The sequence below is a fragment of the Pseudoalteromonas sp. SANK 73390 genome, assembly GCF_054966645.1.
This window is the reverse complement of the sequence record NZ_ARPN01000007.1, coordinates 19,568-34,821: the sequence shown is the minus strand read 5'-3', so window position 1 is coordinate 34,821 and position 15,254 is coordinate 19,568. Positions and strand designations below refer to the sequence as shown.

Genomic DNA, 15,254 nt, shown 5'->3' with positions numbered 1-15,254 from the left:
GTTAAAACATAACTAATCCATCAACAGGACAAAATTGCTCCATGAAAAATATTACGCGTTTGTCACTACTGCTTAACCTCTTACTGATTAATTGTGTCAGTGGGGTGTAGTGCGCGTAAACAGAGCAACTACTTTCAACCCCGCACATTGCGGGGTTTTTTATTTTTTGGGGATGAGGAATAAGTTATGCAGGATAAAGTATGGATTTTTGATACAACATTACGTGATGGTGAGCAAGCGTTAAAAGCCAGCCTAACGGAAGACGATAAAGTACAGTTAGCACATGCCATTAGCCGTTTGAATGTTGATGTGATGGAGGTTGGTTTTCCAGTATCCAGTCCTGCAGATTTTAGAGCTGTGCAGCGAATTGCTAACGAGGTACGCAACCCGGTTATTTGTGGTTTAGCACGCTCCGTTAGTAAAGATATTGAAGCATGTGGGGAGGCGCTTAAAGGTGCACAGCGAAGTCGTATTCATACCTTTATCGCAACTAGCCCGCTGCACTTAGAACATAAATTGCGTATGAGCTTAGATGATGCCACTGCAATGGCTGTTAAGTCGATTAAACTAGCGCGTAATTATACTGATGATGTTGAATTTTCTTGTGAAGATGCAGGGCGCACGCCACACAGTGACTTGTGTCGCATTGTTGAGTCAGCTATTAACGCCGGGGCATCAACCATTAATTTGCCCGACACTGTTGGTTATGTAACACCAGATGAATATGCAGCGATGATCCATCATTTGATGAATAACGTGCCTAACATTGATAAAGCGCGTTTGAGTGTACATTGCCATAACGATTTGGGTTTAGCGGTCGCCAATTCAATTGCGGCGGTACAAGCAGGGGCAAGACAAATTGAGTGTACTGTGAATGGGATTGGTGAACGTGCAGGAAATTGCTCGTTAGAAGAAGTCGCGATGATCATGAAAATGCGCCAAGACCATTTAAATGTGCGCACTGATATTCACAGCGAAGAGATTTATCGTGCTTCTCGTCAGGTGGCAAAAATATGCAATATGGCGGTACAGCCAAACAAAGCGATTGTTGGTGAGAATGCGTTTGCCCATAGCTCTGGTATTCACCAAGATGGAGTATTAAAAGCGCAAAACACCTACGAAATTATGTCTCCAGGAAGTGTTGGGGTGCCAAATAACCAATTGAATATGACGTCACGCTCAGGTCGTCATGTGATAGAGCACCGTTTAACTGAATTAGGATATCAAAAGTCAGACTATGATATGGACTCGCTATATGAGAGCTTCTTAGCCTTAGCAGATCAAAAAGGCACAGTTTATGACTATGACCTTGAGGCCATGATTTATTTTAATCAAATTAGTGATGGCGACGAACACTATAAATTGGAGTTTGTAAATTCTACCTCTAACTCGCAATCGGTCGCCAGTTCCACTATTGGTATGACAGTGGGGGAGCACTCAAAACAAGAAGCGGCGACAGGCAATGGCCCTGTAGAAGCGTCGTTTTTAGCTATCGAGCGCATTACTGGTATGGCGGTCGAAGTGCTTGAGTATAACTTAGACGCAACCGGTCAAGGTGCAAGCTCATTGGGTCAGGTAGATATTATAGCGAAATATAATGGCCGACAATATCACGGCGCAGGTCTGGCGGCCGACGTTGTTGAAGCCTCTGTGCGGGCGATGATCCGTGTTTACAATCTTATTGATAGAGCGCAAAAAGTCTCTAGTTTAAAACAACAAAGGAAAGCAGGATGAGCCAAGCAAGTTACCAAGTTGCCGTACTCCCAGGAGATGGCATTGGGCCTGAAGTAATGGCAGCAGCATTAAGTGTTTTAGGTGCCGTTAGCGAGAAGTTTAATTTTACCTTATCGCTTACAAGTCATGCGATTGGTGGTGCAGCCATTGATGAATTTGGTCAAGCGCTCCCTGCTGCAACTCTTGTTGCATGTGAGGCAGCGGATGCTATTTTATTTGGCTCTGTAGGCGGCCCGAAATGGGAGAATTTACCACCCAATGAACAGCCTGAGCGTGCCTCATTATTGCCACTGCGTAAGCATTTTGGGTTATTTTGTAATTTGCGCCCGGCGCAACTGTTACCTGCATTAAGCGCAGCCTCACCACTTCGCGCAGATATTAGTGAGCAAGGCTTTGATATCTTATGTGTTCGCGAGCTCACCGGTGGTATTTATTTTGGTGAAAAGGGCCGTGAAGGCAATGGGTCAGAAGAGTCGGCGTTTGATACTCAGCGTTATTCACGGCATGAGATTGAGCGCATTGCGCGATTTGCTTTTGAAGCGGCTAAATTACGCCGTAATCATGTTACATCAGTAGATAAAGCAAATGTACTCGCATCGAGTGTGTTGTGGCGAGAAGTGGTAACAGAAATAAGCAAAGACTACCCAGAAGTGACACTGGATTATATTTATGTTGATAACGCGGCAATGCAATTGGTTAAGCAACCAAAGCAATTTGATGTGCTGCTATGTGATAACTTGTTTGGCGATATATTATCTGATGAATGTGCGATGATCACAGGCTCCATGGGATTGCTACCATCAGCCAGTTTAAACCAATCAGGTTTTGGTTTATATGAGCCAGCTGGTGGCTCGGCGCCGGATATTGCAGGCAAAGGTATTGCCAACCCTATAGCGCAAATTTTAAGTGCGGCGCTGATGCTACGTTATTCACTCGGTCAAGATGAAGCTGCGCGCAGTATAGAAAAAGCGGTGGCAGAAGCGGTGGCCGCAGGCGTTGGTACCCCTGATATTTTTCCACAGGCAGGCTATACCACACAAGATGTTGCCCAAGCGATAGTGGCAAGAGTTTAACCTATTTATTTGGCAGTCTTCGTCAGGCTGTCAACAAAATTGAGGACGTAGCAAGTGGCACAAACCTTATATGACAAAATTTGGCAATCTCATGTGGTTACCAAGATTAATGAACAAACTGATTTACTTTATATCGACAGACACCTAGTACACGAAGTAACCTCACCGCAGGCATTTTCAGGGTTAAGAGAAAAAAATCGCACCGTGCGCTGCCGAGAAAAAACCTTTGCTACCATGGATCATAATGTCTCGACGAAAAGTCGTTCTTTAGATGCTGCCAGTGAAGTATCAAAAAACCAATTGATGGCATTGGCTAACAACTGTGAAGAGTTTGGTATTGTACTGTATGACTTGAACTCTATTAATCAGGGCATTGTGCATGTAATGGGCCCTGAGCAGGGGATCACTTTACCAGGCACGACTATTGTCTGTGGTGACAGCCATACTTCAACTCATGGTGCATTTGGTGCTTTGGCGCATGGTATTGGCACCTCAGAAGTAGAGCATGTTTTAGCAACGCAAACCTTACAGCAGAAAAAAGCCAAATCGTTAAAAATTCAGATCAATGGTGTATTACGCCCCACAGTCACTGCCAAAGATTTGATCATGGCAGTAATTGGCAAGTTGGGAACGGCAGGTGGCACTGGTTATGTGGCTGAATTTTGTGGTGCTGCCATAGAAGCACTTTCAATGGAAGCACGTATGACTTTATGTAACATGAGCATTGAAATGGGTGCCAAAGCGGGTTTAATTGCGCCGGATGAAACGACTTATACTTATCTAAAGGGTCGCCCATTTGCACCAAAAGGGAGTGATTTTGATGCCGCGGTTGCTTATTGGCAGACATTACGTACAGATGAAGGGGCTGAGTTCGATTATGTGGTTGAGCTCAATGCCAAAGACATTCAACCACAAGTGACTTGGGGCACAAGTCCTGAGCAAGTAATTGGCATTGATGAGCGTGTACCAAACCCTGAACAAGAGCCAAACCTAATTAAAGCAGATGCAATTCGCAGTGCACTGCAGTACATGGGGTTAGAGGCAGGGCAAAAACTTTCTGACGCTAAAGTTGATACTGTATTCATAGGTTCTTGCACTAATAGCCGAATTGAAGACTTACGTGCTGCTGCAGATATCGTTAAAGGTAAGCAGGTGGCCAAAGGGGTAGAAGCTTTAATTGTGCCTGGTTCAGGACTGGTAAAGCGCCAAGCAGAGCAAGAGGGCTTAGCTGAGATATTTAAAACGGCGGGGTTTGAATGGCGTGAACCTGGTTGTTCAATGTGCTTGGCCATGAATGATGACCGTCTAGAGGCAGGTAAGCGATGTGCATCTACTTCAAATCGTAACTTTGAAGGGCGTCAAGGTCGTGGTGGTCGCACTCATTTGGTGAGCCCTGCTATGGCGGCAGCGGCTGCAATTACGGGTCACTTTACTGATATTCGAGGAGAAGTGTAATGAGTTGTTATCATCAAGGCTTATTGGCACCGTTAGATAAAAATAACGTAGATACCGACCAGATAATCCCCAAGCAGTTTTTAACTTCTACTAGCCGTGATGGATTTGATAAAGCGCTGTTTTATGATTGGCGCTACTTAGATGATGGAAAACCAAGTCCTGATTTTGTGCTTAATCGTGAATGCTACCAAGGGGCATCAATTTTACTTACACGAGATAATTTTGGCTGTGGTTCATCGCGCGAACATGCTCCTTGGGCATTAAAGCAATATGGATTTAGTGTTATTTTGGCGCAAAGCTTCGCGGATATCTTTTTTAATAACTGCGGCAATAATCAAATGCTGTGTATTGCTTTACCAGCAGATATTCTAGCGCAGCTGTTTAAACTCACCGAACAACATCAAGATATTCAACTGGAAGTTGATTTGGCCAATCAGCAATTGCGTAGTCAATACTTTGATGCCATCAGTTTTGATATACGTTCAGATATTAAAGCAAGGTTGTTAAGTGGTTTGGACTTTATCGGTGAAACTGAGCAGTTAAATGACCATATTAATGCGTATGAGCAGCAGCTAAAATTGCAAAGGCCTTGGCAGTAAATGTTTGTCGAATAAATAGCTTTAACGCATTTGATTGCATCGAGCCAAAGGGAGGATTACCCTTTGGTTTTTTATTTTTAGGTATTGTCTTTTTAGGGATATCATTATGAAGTTATTTGCGCTTAGTGTTTTGGCTGTTACCAGTGCTATGGCATTTTCTCGCCCTGCACCATTGGTTTCTATTCCAACACATGATGCATTTTTTAATCAAATAGCAGCGCACTGTGGGAATGCTTATGAAGGTGAGGTAACTGTTGATAATGCATCAGGACCTAGTTCATTTGCCGATAAAAAGTTGATTATGCACGTTCGCCGCTGTGACGAGCACCAGTTACAAGTACCATTTCATGTTGGAGATGATGCTTCACGTACTTGGATCATAACTAAGACTGGCAGTGGCTTAAGTTTAAAACATGATCATCGTCACAAAGATGGAGCCGATGATGTTTCGACTATGTATGGCGGTCATACATTAGATGCCGGTTATGCGAATGTTCAGTCGTTCCCAGCAGATCAATATTCAAAAGAGCTTTTTGTTCGTCAAGGGATCCCGCAGTCGATGGGTAATACTTGGCAAATGTTTATTTATGAAGAGGTGTTTAGCTACCGTATGGTACGTGAAGGGAGAGAGTTTAGGGTCGACTTTGATTTAACGCAGCCAATTAAACCACCCACTGCACCTTGGGGTTATAAAGACTAATTTAGACTCGCATTAATTTGTTTTAGTGGCTACTTTTAATAGGCTACTAATACCCGTTTTATTAAAACATTGATCACTCTAGCGAGCTAAATGACGCATTAACTGCATTAAAAATGACTCATGTAGAATAACTGTATGAATCATTTTTTCCTTGTTACTAAGTCATTTATCTATCGCAGTATCTGATCATTTATTTAATGCAATTGGTATAAAACGCCAATCACGTTGGCGTCTTAAATAAGGACAAGTTATGGCGATAACAGAGCGACAAAAGTTATTAGTACAGCGTAGTTTTGCACAAGTAGAGCCAATTGCTGAGCAGGCTGGGGATATTTTTTACACCACATTATTTGAATATGATCCGTCCTTAAAACCATTATTTAAAAACAGTATTAAAAGCCAAGGGCAAAAATTAATGGGCACACTTAAGTTAGCTGTAGCGGGGCTAGATGATTTAGATAAATTGGTACCTGTATTACAAGCTTTAGCGGAACGTCATGTGGGTTATGGAGTTCAAGCAAAAGATTTTACACCAGTAGGGAATGCTTTATTGCATACTTTAGAGGTCGGCTTGGGTGAGCAGTGGAATACCGAATTACGCCAAGCATGGATTGATACAATTCATATTGTTGCTGATGTAATGAAAGCGCATGCGTTTGCTAAATAATGCACTTTTTGGCTGTTGATACGTATTTAACCTGTGTAATTTGATACGATTTTATTTTTAATCAACACATTTCACGTCGACACCTAGATCGCTTTGAAAAGGTCGTGGTGTAGTAGGTAATTTTTCAAAGCGCTGGACCCCTTTTAATAGCGTTAACTGTGGAGCCTGTCCTTGACATAACTTGATACTATGGCGTAATAAAAACACACTTTGTTGCAAAAAATGCTCGTAGTTATCTGATTTTATTTTTAATAAATAATGGTCATTATTATACTTAGTTTGTTCATAATGTACTTTATGGTCAAAGTCATACAGCTTTTCTGACTGGCCTATTATGATAGGCGTTTGTTGGCAAGCTATTAACATTGATGATATGACTACGATGATTAATTGACTACAGCGTGATATGTTTGAGCTAAAGTGTGTGAGATAAATCATAGCAGAACAATTCTTTTTCTAAGTTTATTTAAGTGTAACATAGTGGAGGTATTTACTTGTTAAACCACCTTAAAAAGTTATTACAAAACAAAACCTCAAAAACAGCTGAGCACGAAGTATTAGATTTTAATACAGCGTTGGCAGCCTTGTTAGTCGAAGTCATGCGTGCCGATGGTAAGCTTTTAGAGAGTGAATTTGATAAAATTCGCGAAATCATGATTGACCGATGCCAACTAACTGTAGAGCAAGTCACACCCTTAATCGATAAAGCACAAAAACAAGTCGAACAGGCTATCGACATGTATGCATTTGTAAAACAAATCAATCAACAAACGTCAGATATAGAACGAATAGATATCATCGAGTTGCTATGGCATGTTGCTTTTGCTGATGGTGAGTTAGATAGCTATGAGGATCATATTATTCGTAAAATTTCGGGCTTACTCTACGTTGCTCATGCTGACTTTATTAGTGCGAAAATAGCTGCACAAGAAAGTGCGTCAAGTAGATAAGTAACCTAACTGATTTTTAACAGCCCTCAATTGAGGGCTGTTAAAGCAATTGCATTAAATAAATCATTTAACTTGCTAGCACTATCAATGTTTTAATCAAATTGGTATTAACCCTAAATCACTCGTGAAAAACGTGAGGTTTTTAGTTGTTGTTGTAAATAGGCATCAAAACACATACAAATGATACGAATGAACAAGTTACCTTTATGAGTCACTTCAATCTTGTTGGTATTTACTTTTACTAATCCGTCTTCAGCAAGTGGGATTAATGCTGTAAGCGCATCTGCAAAGTGTGTAGTAAAATTGATATTATAATGTGCTTCAAAGGCATTAATATCTAGCTCAAAATGGCAAATAAGCTGTTTGATCACTTCCGCTCTTAATTTGTCTTCACCAGTGAGCTGCATGCCTTTGTTAATGGCAGAGCCTTGCTGATTAACAGCATCATAATAGGCTTTTAAGTCTTTTTCATTTTGTAAAATGGCACTGCCAATTTGTGAGATTGACGATACGCCCAATCCAAGTAAGTCACAATCACCACCAGTGGTGTAGCCTTGAAAATTGCGATGCAATTTTCCTTGATTTTGAGCAACAGCTAATTCATCTTGTTTTTTAGCGAAATGGTCCATACCAATAAATTGATAACCTGCATTCGTCATTTGCTCAAGGGTATTTTTAAACATCGTTAACTTTTGCCACGGGCTTGGCATATCCGCTTCTTTTAGTTTACGTTGCGCTGCAAATTTATCGGGTAAGTGGGCATAGTTAAATACCGAGACTCTATCGGGGCTAAGTGCTATTAACTTCTTAATGCTATGTGCAAAACTTTCTGGTGTTTGGTGAGGGAGGCCGTAAATCATATCAGCGTTGATTGATTTAAAACCCAGTTCACGAGCATGCTCCAATAAAGCAATCACATCATCCATATGCTGAGGGCGATTAACAGCTTCTTGTACTCTATCATTAAAGTCTTGTACGCCAAATGAAACGCGATTAAACCCCATGACTTTTAAATGAGCCAACATGTTATCGGCAAGTGATCTTGGGTCTATTTCAATGCTGCGTTGCGCAGTGGTTGAAAAGACAAAGTGCCGCTCTAACAAGGTAATTAAGCGCGTCATTTGTACAGCAGTTAAAAATGTTGGGGTACCGCCACCTAAGTGAAGTTGCTCAACAGTGTAGTTTTTAAACAAAGGCGATTGCGCTTTTATTTCTAGTTCAAGATTATCTAAATAAGTATCTGCTTTGTGTTGGTGGCGGGTCACAATTTTGTTGCAGCCACAGTAGTAGCAAAGCTGATGACAAAATGGAATATGAACATAAAGTGAGAGCGCACGGCTATTTGATGTACTAATGGCTGAGCGTAAGGTAGATGCATTGTAGCCTGGCTCTAAAGAAAGGGCTGTAGGGTATGAGGTATATCTTGGGCCTGAAACATTATACTTTTTGATTAGGGTGTCATCCCATGTCGGAAAATTAATCACGCTACGCACTCGCTAAGTTAACTTATTAGTAGAGTGAGAGTGTAAAAGGTTTTACCCTAGCGAGTATTGATCTGCCGCAAAAAGCAATGAGCCGCATTACTTACGACTCATGTTCTTTTAGAGTTTGAATTGATTAACTGTACCGTTAAGGGCTTTGGCCAAATCATTTAAGTCGTGTGCTTCGCTTGCCAGTGTTTGCGCATGGTGCGCTGTGCTATTAACTAAGTCATTTATGGTACTGAGACTATTGTTAATATCTTCAGCGACGACGGTTTGTTCTTCCGTTGAGGTAGCAATTTGGTGGCTTTGATCTTGCACAGTTATCACTGAGTCTGCTATTTCTGTGAGCGAGTCTAGTACCCCTTGCGTTTGTTCAACGGTACCTTGTGCTTGGTCTTGCCCTTGACGCATCATAGTGGAGGCTTGCTGCGCAATTTGTTGTAAGCGAGAGATCATATTACGAATATCATCAGTAGACTCTTGTGTACGACTGGCCAAAGAGCGCACTTCATCTGCAACTACTGCAAAGCCTCGACCTTGTTCACCTGCGCGTGCTGCTTCAATTGCCGCATTCAGGGCAAGTAGGTTAGTTTGCTCGGCAATACCATTGATCACATCAATCACTGCACCAATGTTACTGGTTTCTTGCTCAAGGCCTGATACAACTTTGGCAGCCTCACCAATGTGTGTGGATAGCTCTATCATCACCTGTTGTGCCTGATTTGAACGTGTAGCACCATCTTGTGTCATACGTTGAACGGTTTCTGCAGCTTGGTTTGTTTCTTGCGCATTACGTGAAATTTCAGTCACTGTAGCGGCCATTTCGGTCACTGCTGCACTGACGCTATCTACTTGTTGTTTTTCTTGTTGAATTTCATGATTGGTATTTGCCGATACTTCACTTAATTGAGCTGATGCATTGCCTAACTGAGATGCTTGCGTGGCGGTATCTAACATCATGGCACGCAACTTATCGATAAAAGTATTCATATGATGAGCCAGTTGACCTACTTCATCATGGCTTTTAATATCAATACGTTGGGTTAGGTCACCATCGCCAGATGCAATGTCACGCATAATTTGGGTTAATGTAGTAATGGGTTTTGCAATCATATGGGTTGCCCACCAGATCATCGCGATGACAATAGCAAGAATAACAACAACGGAAGAAATGGTGGTCATAACTGCTTGCTGTACAGGTTCTTCAATTAAACTAACCGGAATTAAAATACCCACATGCCAATCAAGAACAGGCGTATCTAAATGCACATTGTTAAATACGACATAGTACTCTTTACCTTTTAAGGTTACTGTAGTAGTGCCTGCTTTGTTATTTTCAATTTGTCGATTTAGTTCAGAAAAACCGTGTGTATTTTCAAAGCGCTGCTCTAGCGCATCTAACCCTTCTTTACCATTGGGGCCTTCATCGGTAATGGATAAGTCATGATTTGTTTGGTTTGATAAGTGAACAACTTTTAAGTCGTTGTCGAGTAAAAAGCCAAAACCTTGACCATGAAAGCGAATCTCCTCGACTAAAGCACTAATACGGTTAATCTGTAAGTCTACGCCACCTATGCCAACAAGCTCGCCACGAAGGTTACGCACGGGTTGTTGAACAACTGCAGATACTGCACCGGTATTAATATCAACAGTCGCAGAGCCAACATATAAACCGTTGTGGCTTAAAGCATCTTGCCACCAACTGCGTTTATAGGCGTAGTAAGGGTTGCCATCGGCGAACTTAGAGGTGCGTTCATTTTCTTTGAAATACTCCCCAGTATTAGCTGAGCCAAAAAAGGCTGATAACACATTTTCATCGTTGCTACTGATGCGGATAAAGTCTTTATTGATGTTTTCATAACCATCGAGAGTGGATAAGTTAGCTTCTCTAGTATCGTATTGCTCAAAAAATTCAATAATATGTGGACTGGTAATAAACGATTTTACCAATTTACCATACTGAGCAAAGAATGATTCCATCGATAGCTTTTCACCATAGATATAGCTTTGCGCTTCTCGTTCAATACCTTGTCTTGAGAGCGTTGCGATATGGTTAACAAAGTAGCTAGCCGCGATGATCAGCAGTACAGAAATCGTGCCACCGATGAGTAGAAGAATTTTTTTTCTTAAAGATAAATTTTCAAGCATATTCTGTTCTTTTTTTTATCATGCGCAAAAGGTAATCAAACCATATCTGTGCCTACTTTGCTACCATTTACGCTGAGCGTTATTAAAACAAGTATGGCTAATGCTGCATGTTTTGCATTTTATGGCCCACAAGTAGTATCATGAAAGCAGCTCTCTTGCTGAAAAGTCGCATACGTAAAGCTATTAAAGAGGCACAAAAAAACGCCCAACGAGGGGCGCTTTTGATAAAGGAAATGGTTTACCGAATGGTATTAATTAGCCGCGAGGACCAGCCTGCTTGATGGCGTCTGACACATCATACTTGGCAAAGTTCTCTTTAAAGTCTGCTGCAAGTTTTGCCGCATATTCAGCATACTTTGTTTTGTCTTCCCAAGTATTAATTGGGTTAAGTAGCGCACTTTCAACACCAGGCACTTCGACAGGCACATTAAGGTTAAGTGACTCGATATGGGTGGTTTCAACACCGGCTAATTTGCCCGATACGATGGCATCAATAACAGCACGTGTCGTTGGGATATCAAAACGTTTACCAATACCGTATGGGCCGCCAGTCCAACCTGTATTTACGAGGTAAACTTTAGCGCCGAATTCACGTACACGCTTCATTAGTAGTTCAGCATAAACGCCAGCTGGACGTGGGAAGAACGGTGCACCAAAACAGGTTGAGAAGGTTGATTCAATATCAGCCGTTGAGCCGATTTCTGTTGAGCCAACTTTTGCGGTGTAACCACTTAAGAAATGATAAGCAGCGGCTTCTTCAGATAACACAGAAACAGGAGGCAACACGCCACTTACGTCACAAGTTAAGAAAACAACAGCTTTTGGCTCACCAGCACGGTTCTCTACTTTGCGTTTTTCAACATGCTCAAGTGGGTAAGCGGCACGCGTGTTTTGCGTTAGGCTGGTATCTTTGAAATCAGGTAAACGGTTTTCATCTAGCACTACGTTTTCTAAGATAGTGCCAAATTTAATAGCGTTCCAAATCACCGGCTCGTTCTTTTGTGATAGGTCGATACACTTAGCGTAACAGCCGCCTTCAATGTTGAATACACTGCCAGGTGCCCAACCATGTTCATCATCACCAATAAGGAAGCGAGTAGGGTCTGCCGATAGTGTTGTTTTACCAGTACCTGAAAGGCCAAAGAACAATGCTGTATCGCCCGCTTCGCCTACGTTCGCACTACAGTGCATTGGTAACACACCTTTGGCTGGTAAAAGAAAGTTCTGTACTGAGAACATCGACTTTTTCATTTCGCCAGCGTAATGCATACCTGCAAGCAGTACTTTACGCTCTGCAAAGTTAATGATCACAGTGCCGTCGCTGTTTGTGCCATCGCGCTCAGGGTCACAGACAAATGATGGTACATTCATTACTTGCCATTGCGGTAAATCAGAGGCGTTGTAACGGCTAGGTTCAATAAACATGTTCTTGGCGAAGATATGGTGCCATGCTGTTTCGGTTGTGACGACTACAGGCAAGTAGTGCTCTGGATCGGCACCCACTTCAAGGTGAGAGACGAAGTGGTCATTATCTTGTACGTGTGCTTCAACACGAGCCCACAAAGCACTAAATTTATCTGCATCAAATGGGCGATTTACATTACCCCATTGGATGTCGTTCTCAGTGCTTGGCTCTTTTACGATAAATCGGTCATTTGGTGAACGACCTGTACGACGGCCAGTTTTTGCAACGAAAGCTCCATTTGCGGCTAAAGTGCCTTCGCCACGGCTAATGGCGTGTTCGACAAGTTCGGCTGCAGTTAAATCGACAAAACGAGTAGCGCTTGAAGTCATGTTATTACCTAAATGTGAGAATTGAACGGGATAGCTCTGAAGTTCTGACTAACTTTAAGCTGAAATTATAGTAACAGATGGCTTTGATATATTCGAGCTTTTGAAGGCGCTAAAAAGGCATAAAAATGTCAAAAAACTTAAATAATTTCAATGATACCGGTGTCATGAAAATTATTAAAATAGTGATACCGGTGTCATTTTTTAACAACAAAAAAGCCGTTATTTTGACGGCTTGATATTAGAAACATCCGCTAAGGCTAATTTAATTAAAAATTGCTTTAACATCACTTTCGTTAAAGGTGTAGTTTTTTAAACAATAATGACAGCTAATATTGATTTCACCTTGCTTTTCTATATCAGCTAGTAACGCTGGTTGGCCTACATTAACTAAAGCATTAATGGTTTTTTCGCGGCTACAACCACACACGAAGTTTATTTCTTGCGGTTCGAATAACTGGGGGTTATCTTCATGATATAAACGCGTCAGTATTGTTTGTGCATCTAAGTCTAATAACTCTTCATCTTTGATGGTGTCGCTCAGTGCTTCTAAATGAGTGAAATCTTCTACAGACTTTTCTTTATCAACAGGTAGCACTTGTAAAAACAAGCCTGATGCTTTTACACGCTTCTCTTGTGTACGGGTGGCAAACCACAAACGCGTTTTCAGCTGTTCTGATTGGGTAAAATAATCTTCTAAACATGCCGCAAGCGAGTCTGATGCCAAAGGAACGATACCCTGATAGCGCTCTCCCTTAATTGGTGTGATGGTGATCACCATATACCCTTTACCGAGCAGCTGAGGAATAGATGACCCTGTTACTTCACCTTGTAATCTAGCCACGCCTCGCATGTTCTGTTTGTGGTCGCCATTGATAACAGCATACTTAACGGGTCCATCACCTTGCAATTGCACAGCAATATCACCTTCAAATTTTAATGTTGCTGTTAATAAACTAGTCGCGACCAATAACTCGCCAAGTAAAGCTTGCACTGCTTGTGGATAGTTATGACCAGTAATGATCTCGTTAAAGGTGTGATCGATTTGTACCAACTCGCCGCGTAAATCGAGTTTTTCGAAAATATAACGGTGTAGTAAATCAGGTTGCATTTATAAAATCCTAGCTAGCTTGACTTCAATTTAAGTAATTCACGTCTTTGCTTCTTATCCGGCTTGTTAACAGGATGTGGTGCAAAGAAGCTGTTATTTTTTCGCGCTATTGCATTTTGCTCGCGCTTTTGTATACTTTGTTCCGATTCAAGGTATGATTGCTCTGCAATTGGTGCGGCTTGTCGTTTGTCGAGTAACACTAAAATAGTCACCTCTTTTTCGTCAACCCCCTGTGCTAGCTTAACCTTGGCTCCAAGCCCAACTAATTTACTGGGTTTACAGCGTTGCCCGTTATAGTGTACTTTACCCCCTTGTATCATTTCTCGAGCGAGTGCTCGAGTCTTGTAAAAACGAGCTGCCCATAACCATTTATCAAGCCTAATGGCCTCATTTTGATTGGGTTTTTCGGGGGCTTTTTTAGTCACAATTTATTAACCATAAAGAACGTGTAATAATGCAATAAATTTAGCATATTTCCTCGTTTAAAAAAAGCGTGTGGAACTCTTGCTCTATGCTGTGTTCAAAGGGTTAGCCGATAGATTGCGGCGAAAGCAAACTGTCATATTAGCGTGCTTGTTGTATTTATACTGATTAAGGTACACTTGCCGCTCAACAGAATAAGAAAAGACGGATATGGAATTACAATTACAACAGTTACAAAAAACATTGCTCGCGCTGCCTCATGCAAAACTTAGTCGCATGGTGGTTTATTTGGCTGTTGTTTATATTGCTTATTTATTGTCACACATGTTTTGGTTGGTGTGGCCACAGCCAATAACACAATCTTTGCCTTCTATGTCTTCAGTTTATGCATCAAGTAGCTCTGCAGCAGGTAGCCAAGCCATCATCAAACAAAACTTATTTGGTAACGCGCAAAGTAAGCCTGTTGATAAGCCAAAAACAATCATCTCTGATGCACCACAAACAGCACTTAATGTGCGTTTAACGGGTATTGTAGCAGTCAGTTTAGATGATAGTGCTGGACTTGCTATTATTGAATCTCAAGGCCGACAATCAACCTATGAAGTGCGTCAAGCAATTGAGGGTACTCGTGCTAAGCTTGCGCAAGTTTTACCAGATAGAGTCATTTTGGATGTTAGTGGCCGTTTTGAGACGTTAATGCTCGATGGCCTTGAGTTTTCAAAGAATGTTGCCATGCCAATTACAACTAAAGCACCGGCTAAGCAATCGAGTCTCGTACGTACAATTCCTAGAGAATTGACCGAGCAAAAAGAAGCGTTACTCAAAGACCCTGGCAAATTGCTCGATTATATTCGCATTACGCCATTTCGAAGTGCTGGGCAGCTAATGGGTTACCGTTTGAGCCCGGGCAAAGACCCAGCTCTGTTTAATAAAATGGGATTGAAAAATAATGATTTAGCCGTTGCTATTAATGGCTATCAACTCACGGATATGAAACAGGCCATGTCAGCCATGAATGAGCTAAGAAATAGCACAGATGCCACTATTACGGTAGAACGTGATGGTCAAGTCATGAGCGTGCAATTTAGCCTGTAATGATACTAAATTTGGAGTTTAAAA

14 protein-coding genes are annotated in these 15,254 nt (G+C 41.6%); 8 read left to right on the top strand and 6 right to left on the bottom strand.

What is annotated here, in order from left to right:
- Window positions 1-186: 186 nt before the first annotated feature.
- The 6 genes from leuA (at window position 187) to SANK73390_RS00415 (ending at window position 6,228) form a co-directional block, all read left to right on the top strand.
- Window positions 187-1,734 carry a 2-isopropylmalate synthase gene (leuA, locus tag SANK73390_RS00440; RefSeq protein WP_462762180.1) on the top strand — a complete coding sequence of 516 codons (1,548 nt, stop codon included), beginning with the start codon at window positions 187-189 and terminating at the stop codon, window positions 1,732-1,734.
- Window positions 1,731-2,807, top strand: coding sequence for a 3-isopropylmalate dehydrogenase (leuB, locus tag SANK73390_RS00435; RefSeq protein ID WP_261627105.1), 1,077 nt, complete (start codon window positions 1,731-1,733; stop codon window positions 2,805-2,807). Before leuA ends, leuB begins: the two co-directional genes overlap by 4 nt.
- Before the next feature lie 54 nt (window positions 2,808-2,861).
- Window positions 2,862-4,262 (top strand): 3-isopropylmalate dehydratase large subunit, encoded by a 1,401-nt coding sequence (leuC, locus tag SANK73390_RS00430; protein ID WP_261595172.1) that lies wholly within the window; start codon window positions 2,862-2,864, stop codon window positions 4,260-4,262.
- Window positions 4,262-4,861: a 3-isopropylmalate dehydratase small subunit gene (gene leuD / locus SANK73390_RS00425; protein ID WP_462762177.1), complete on the top strand. Its 600-nt coding sequence runs from the start codon at window positions 4,262-4,264 to the stop codon at window positions 4,859-4,861. The genes leuC and leuD overlap by 1 nt, the downstream gene beginning before the upstream one ends.
- Before the next feature lie 106 nt (window positions 4,862-4,967).
- Window positions 4,968-5,561 carry a hypothetical protein gene (locus SANK73390_RS00420; RefSeq protein ID WP_462762175.1) on the top strand — a complete coding sequence of 198 codons (594 nt, stop codon included), beginning with the start codon at window positions 4,968-4,970 and terminating at the stop codon, window positions 5,559-5,561.
- Between the two features lie 250 nt (window positions 5,562-5,811).
- Window positions 5,812-6,228, top strand: a complete 417-nt coding sequence (locus tag SANK73390_RS00415) for a globin family protein (RefSeq protein ID WP_462762174.1) — start codon at window positions 5,812-5,814, stop codon at window positions 6,226-6,228.
- A 57-nt stretch (window positions 6,229-6,285) separates the two neighbouring features.
- Here the strand turns inward: SANK73390_RS00415 and SANK73390_RS00410 are convergent, their stop codons facing one another.
- Window positions 6,286-6,666: a hypothetical protein gene (locus tag SANK73390_RS00410; protein WP_462762172.1), complete on the bottom strand. Its 381-nt coding sequence runs from the start codon at window positions 6,664-6,666 to the stop codon at window positions 6,286-6,288.
- Window positions 6,667-6,722: 56 nt separating this feature from the next.
- On the opposite strand from SANK73390_RS00410, the gene SANK73390_RS00405 reads away from it, so the two are divergent.
- Entirely contained in the window at window positions 6,723-7,178 is a 456-nt protein-coding gene (locus SANK73390_RS00405) for a tellurite resistance TerB family protein (protein WP_462762171.1), read from the top strand.
- 113 nt (window positions 7,179-7,291) lie between these two features.
- On the opposite strand, the gene hemN is transcribed toward SANK73390_RS00405, so the two are convergent.
- From hemN to hslR, 5 genes are all read right to left on the bottom strand, one after another.
- The gene (gene hemN / locus SANK73390_RS00400) at window positions 7,292-8,662 is read right to left on the bottom strand and encodes an oxygen-independent coproporphyrinogen III oxidase (protein ID WP_462762169.1); all 1,371 of its coding nucleotides are present in this window, start codon (window positions 8,660-8,662) and stop codon (window positions 7,292-7,294) included.
- A gap of 117 nt (window positions 8,663-8,779) precedes the next feature.
- On the bottom strand, window positions 8,780-10,810 hold the full coding sequence (locus tag SANK73390_RS00395) for a methyl-accepting chemotaxis protein (RefSeq protein ID WP_462762168.1): 2,031 nt from the start codon (window positions 10,808-10,810) through the stop codon (window positions 8,780-8,782).
- Window positions 10,811-11,065: 255 nt separating this feature from the next.
- Window positions 11,066-12,604, bottom strand: coding sequence for a phosphoenolpyruvate carboxykinase (locus tag SANK73390_RS00390; protein ID WP_462762166.1), 1,539 nt, complete (start codon window positions 12,602-12,604; stop codon window positions 11,066-11,068).
- Between the two features lie 262 nt (window positions 12,605-12,866).
- A complete protein-coding gene (gene hslO, locus SANK73390_RS00385; protein ID WP_261595162.1) occupies window positions 12,867-13,712 on the bottom strand; it encodes an Hsp33 family molecular chaperone HslO in 846 nt (281 codons plus the stop codon).
- A gap of 14 nt (window positions 13,713-13,726) precedes the next feature.
- Window positions 13,727-14,137, bottom strand: coding sequence for a ribosome-associated heat shock protein Hsp15 (gene hslR, locus SANK73390_RS00380; protein WP_261595161.1), 411 nt, complete (start codon window positions 14,135-14,137; stop codon window positions 13,727-13,729).
- Between the two features lie 208 nt (window positions 14,138-14,345).
- Between hslR and gspC the strand changes: the two genes are divergently transcribed.
- The gene (gene gspC / locus SANK73390_RS00375; RefSeq protein WP_462762165.1) at window positions 14,346-15,230 is read left to right on the top strand and encodes a type II secretion system protein GspC; all 885 of its coding nucleotides are present in this window, start codon (window positions 14,346-14,348) and stop codon (window positions 15,228-15,230) included.
- Window positions 15,231-15,254: the final 24 nt, after the last annotated feature.

Coding starts and splice junctions, on each gene's coding strand:
- leuA (WP_462762180.1), top strand. CDS start 187: ATGCAGGATAAAGTATGGATTTTTGATACAACATTACGTGATGGTGAG.
- leuB (WP_261627105.1), top strand. CDS start 1,731: ATGAGCCAAGCAAGTTACCAAGTTGCCGTACTCCCAGGAGATGGCATT.
- leuD (WP_462762177.1), top strand. CDS start 4,262: ATGAGTTGTTATCATCAAGGCTTATTGGCACCGTTAGATAAAAATAAC.
- SANK73390_RS00420 (WP_462762175.1), top strand. CDS start 4,968: ATGAAGTTATTTGCGCTTAGTGTTTTGGCTGTTACCAGTGCTATGGCA.
- SANK73390_RS00415 (WP_462762174.1), top strand. CDS start 5,812: ATGGCGATAACAGAGCGACAAAAGTTATTAGTACAGCGTAGTTTTGCA.
- SANK73390_RS00410 (WP_462762172.1), bottom strand. CDS start 6,666: ATGATTTATCTCACACACTTTAGCTCAAACATATCACGCTGTAGTCAA.
- SANK73390_RS00395 (WP_462762168.1), bottom strand. CDS start 10,810: ATGCTTGAAAATTTATCTTTAAGAAAAAAAATTCTTCTACTCATCGGT.
- SANK73390_RS00390 (WP_462762166.1), bottom strand. CDS start 12,604: ATGACTTCAAGCGCTACTCGTTTTGTCGATTTAACTGCAGCCGAACTT.
- hslO (WP_261595162.1), bottom strand. CDS start 13,712: ATGCAACCTGATTTACTACACCGTTATATTTTCGAAAAACTCGATTTA.
- gspC (WP_462762165.1), top strand. CDS start 14,346: ATGGAATTACAATTACAACAGTTACAAAAAACATTGCTCGCGCTGCCT.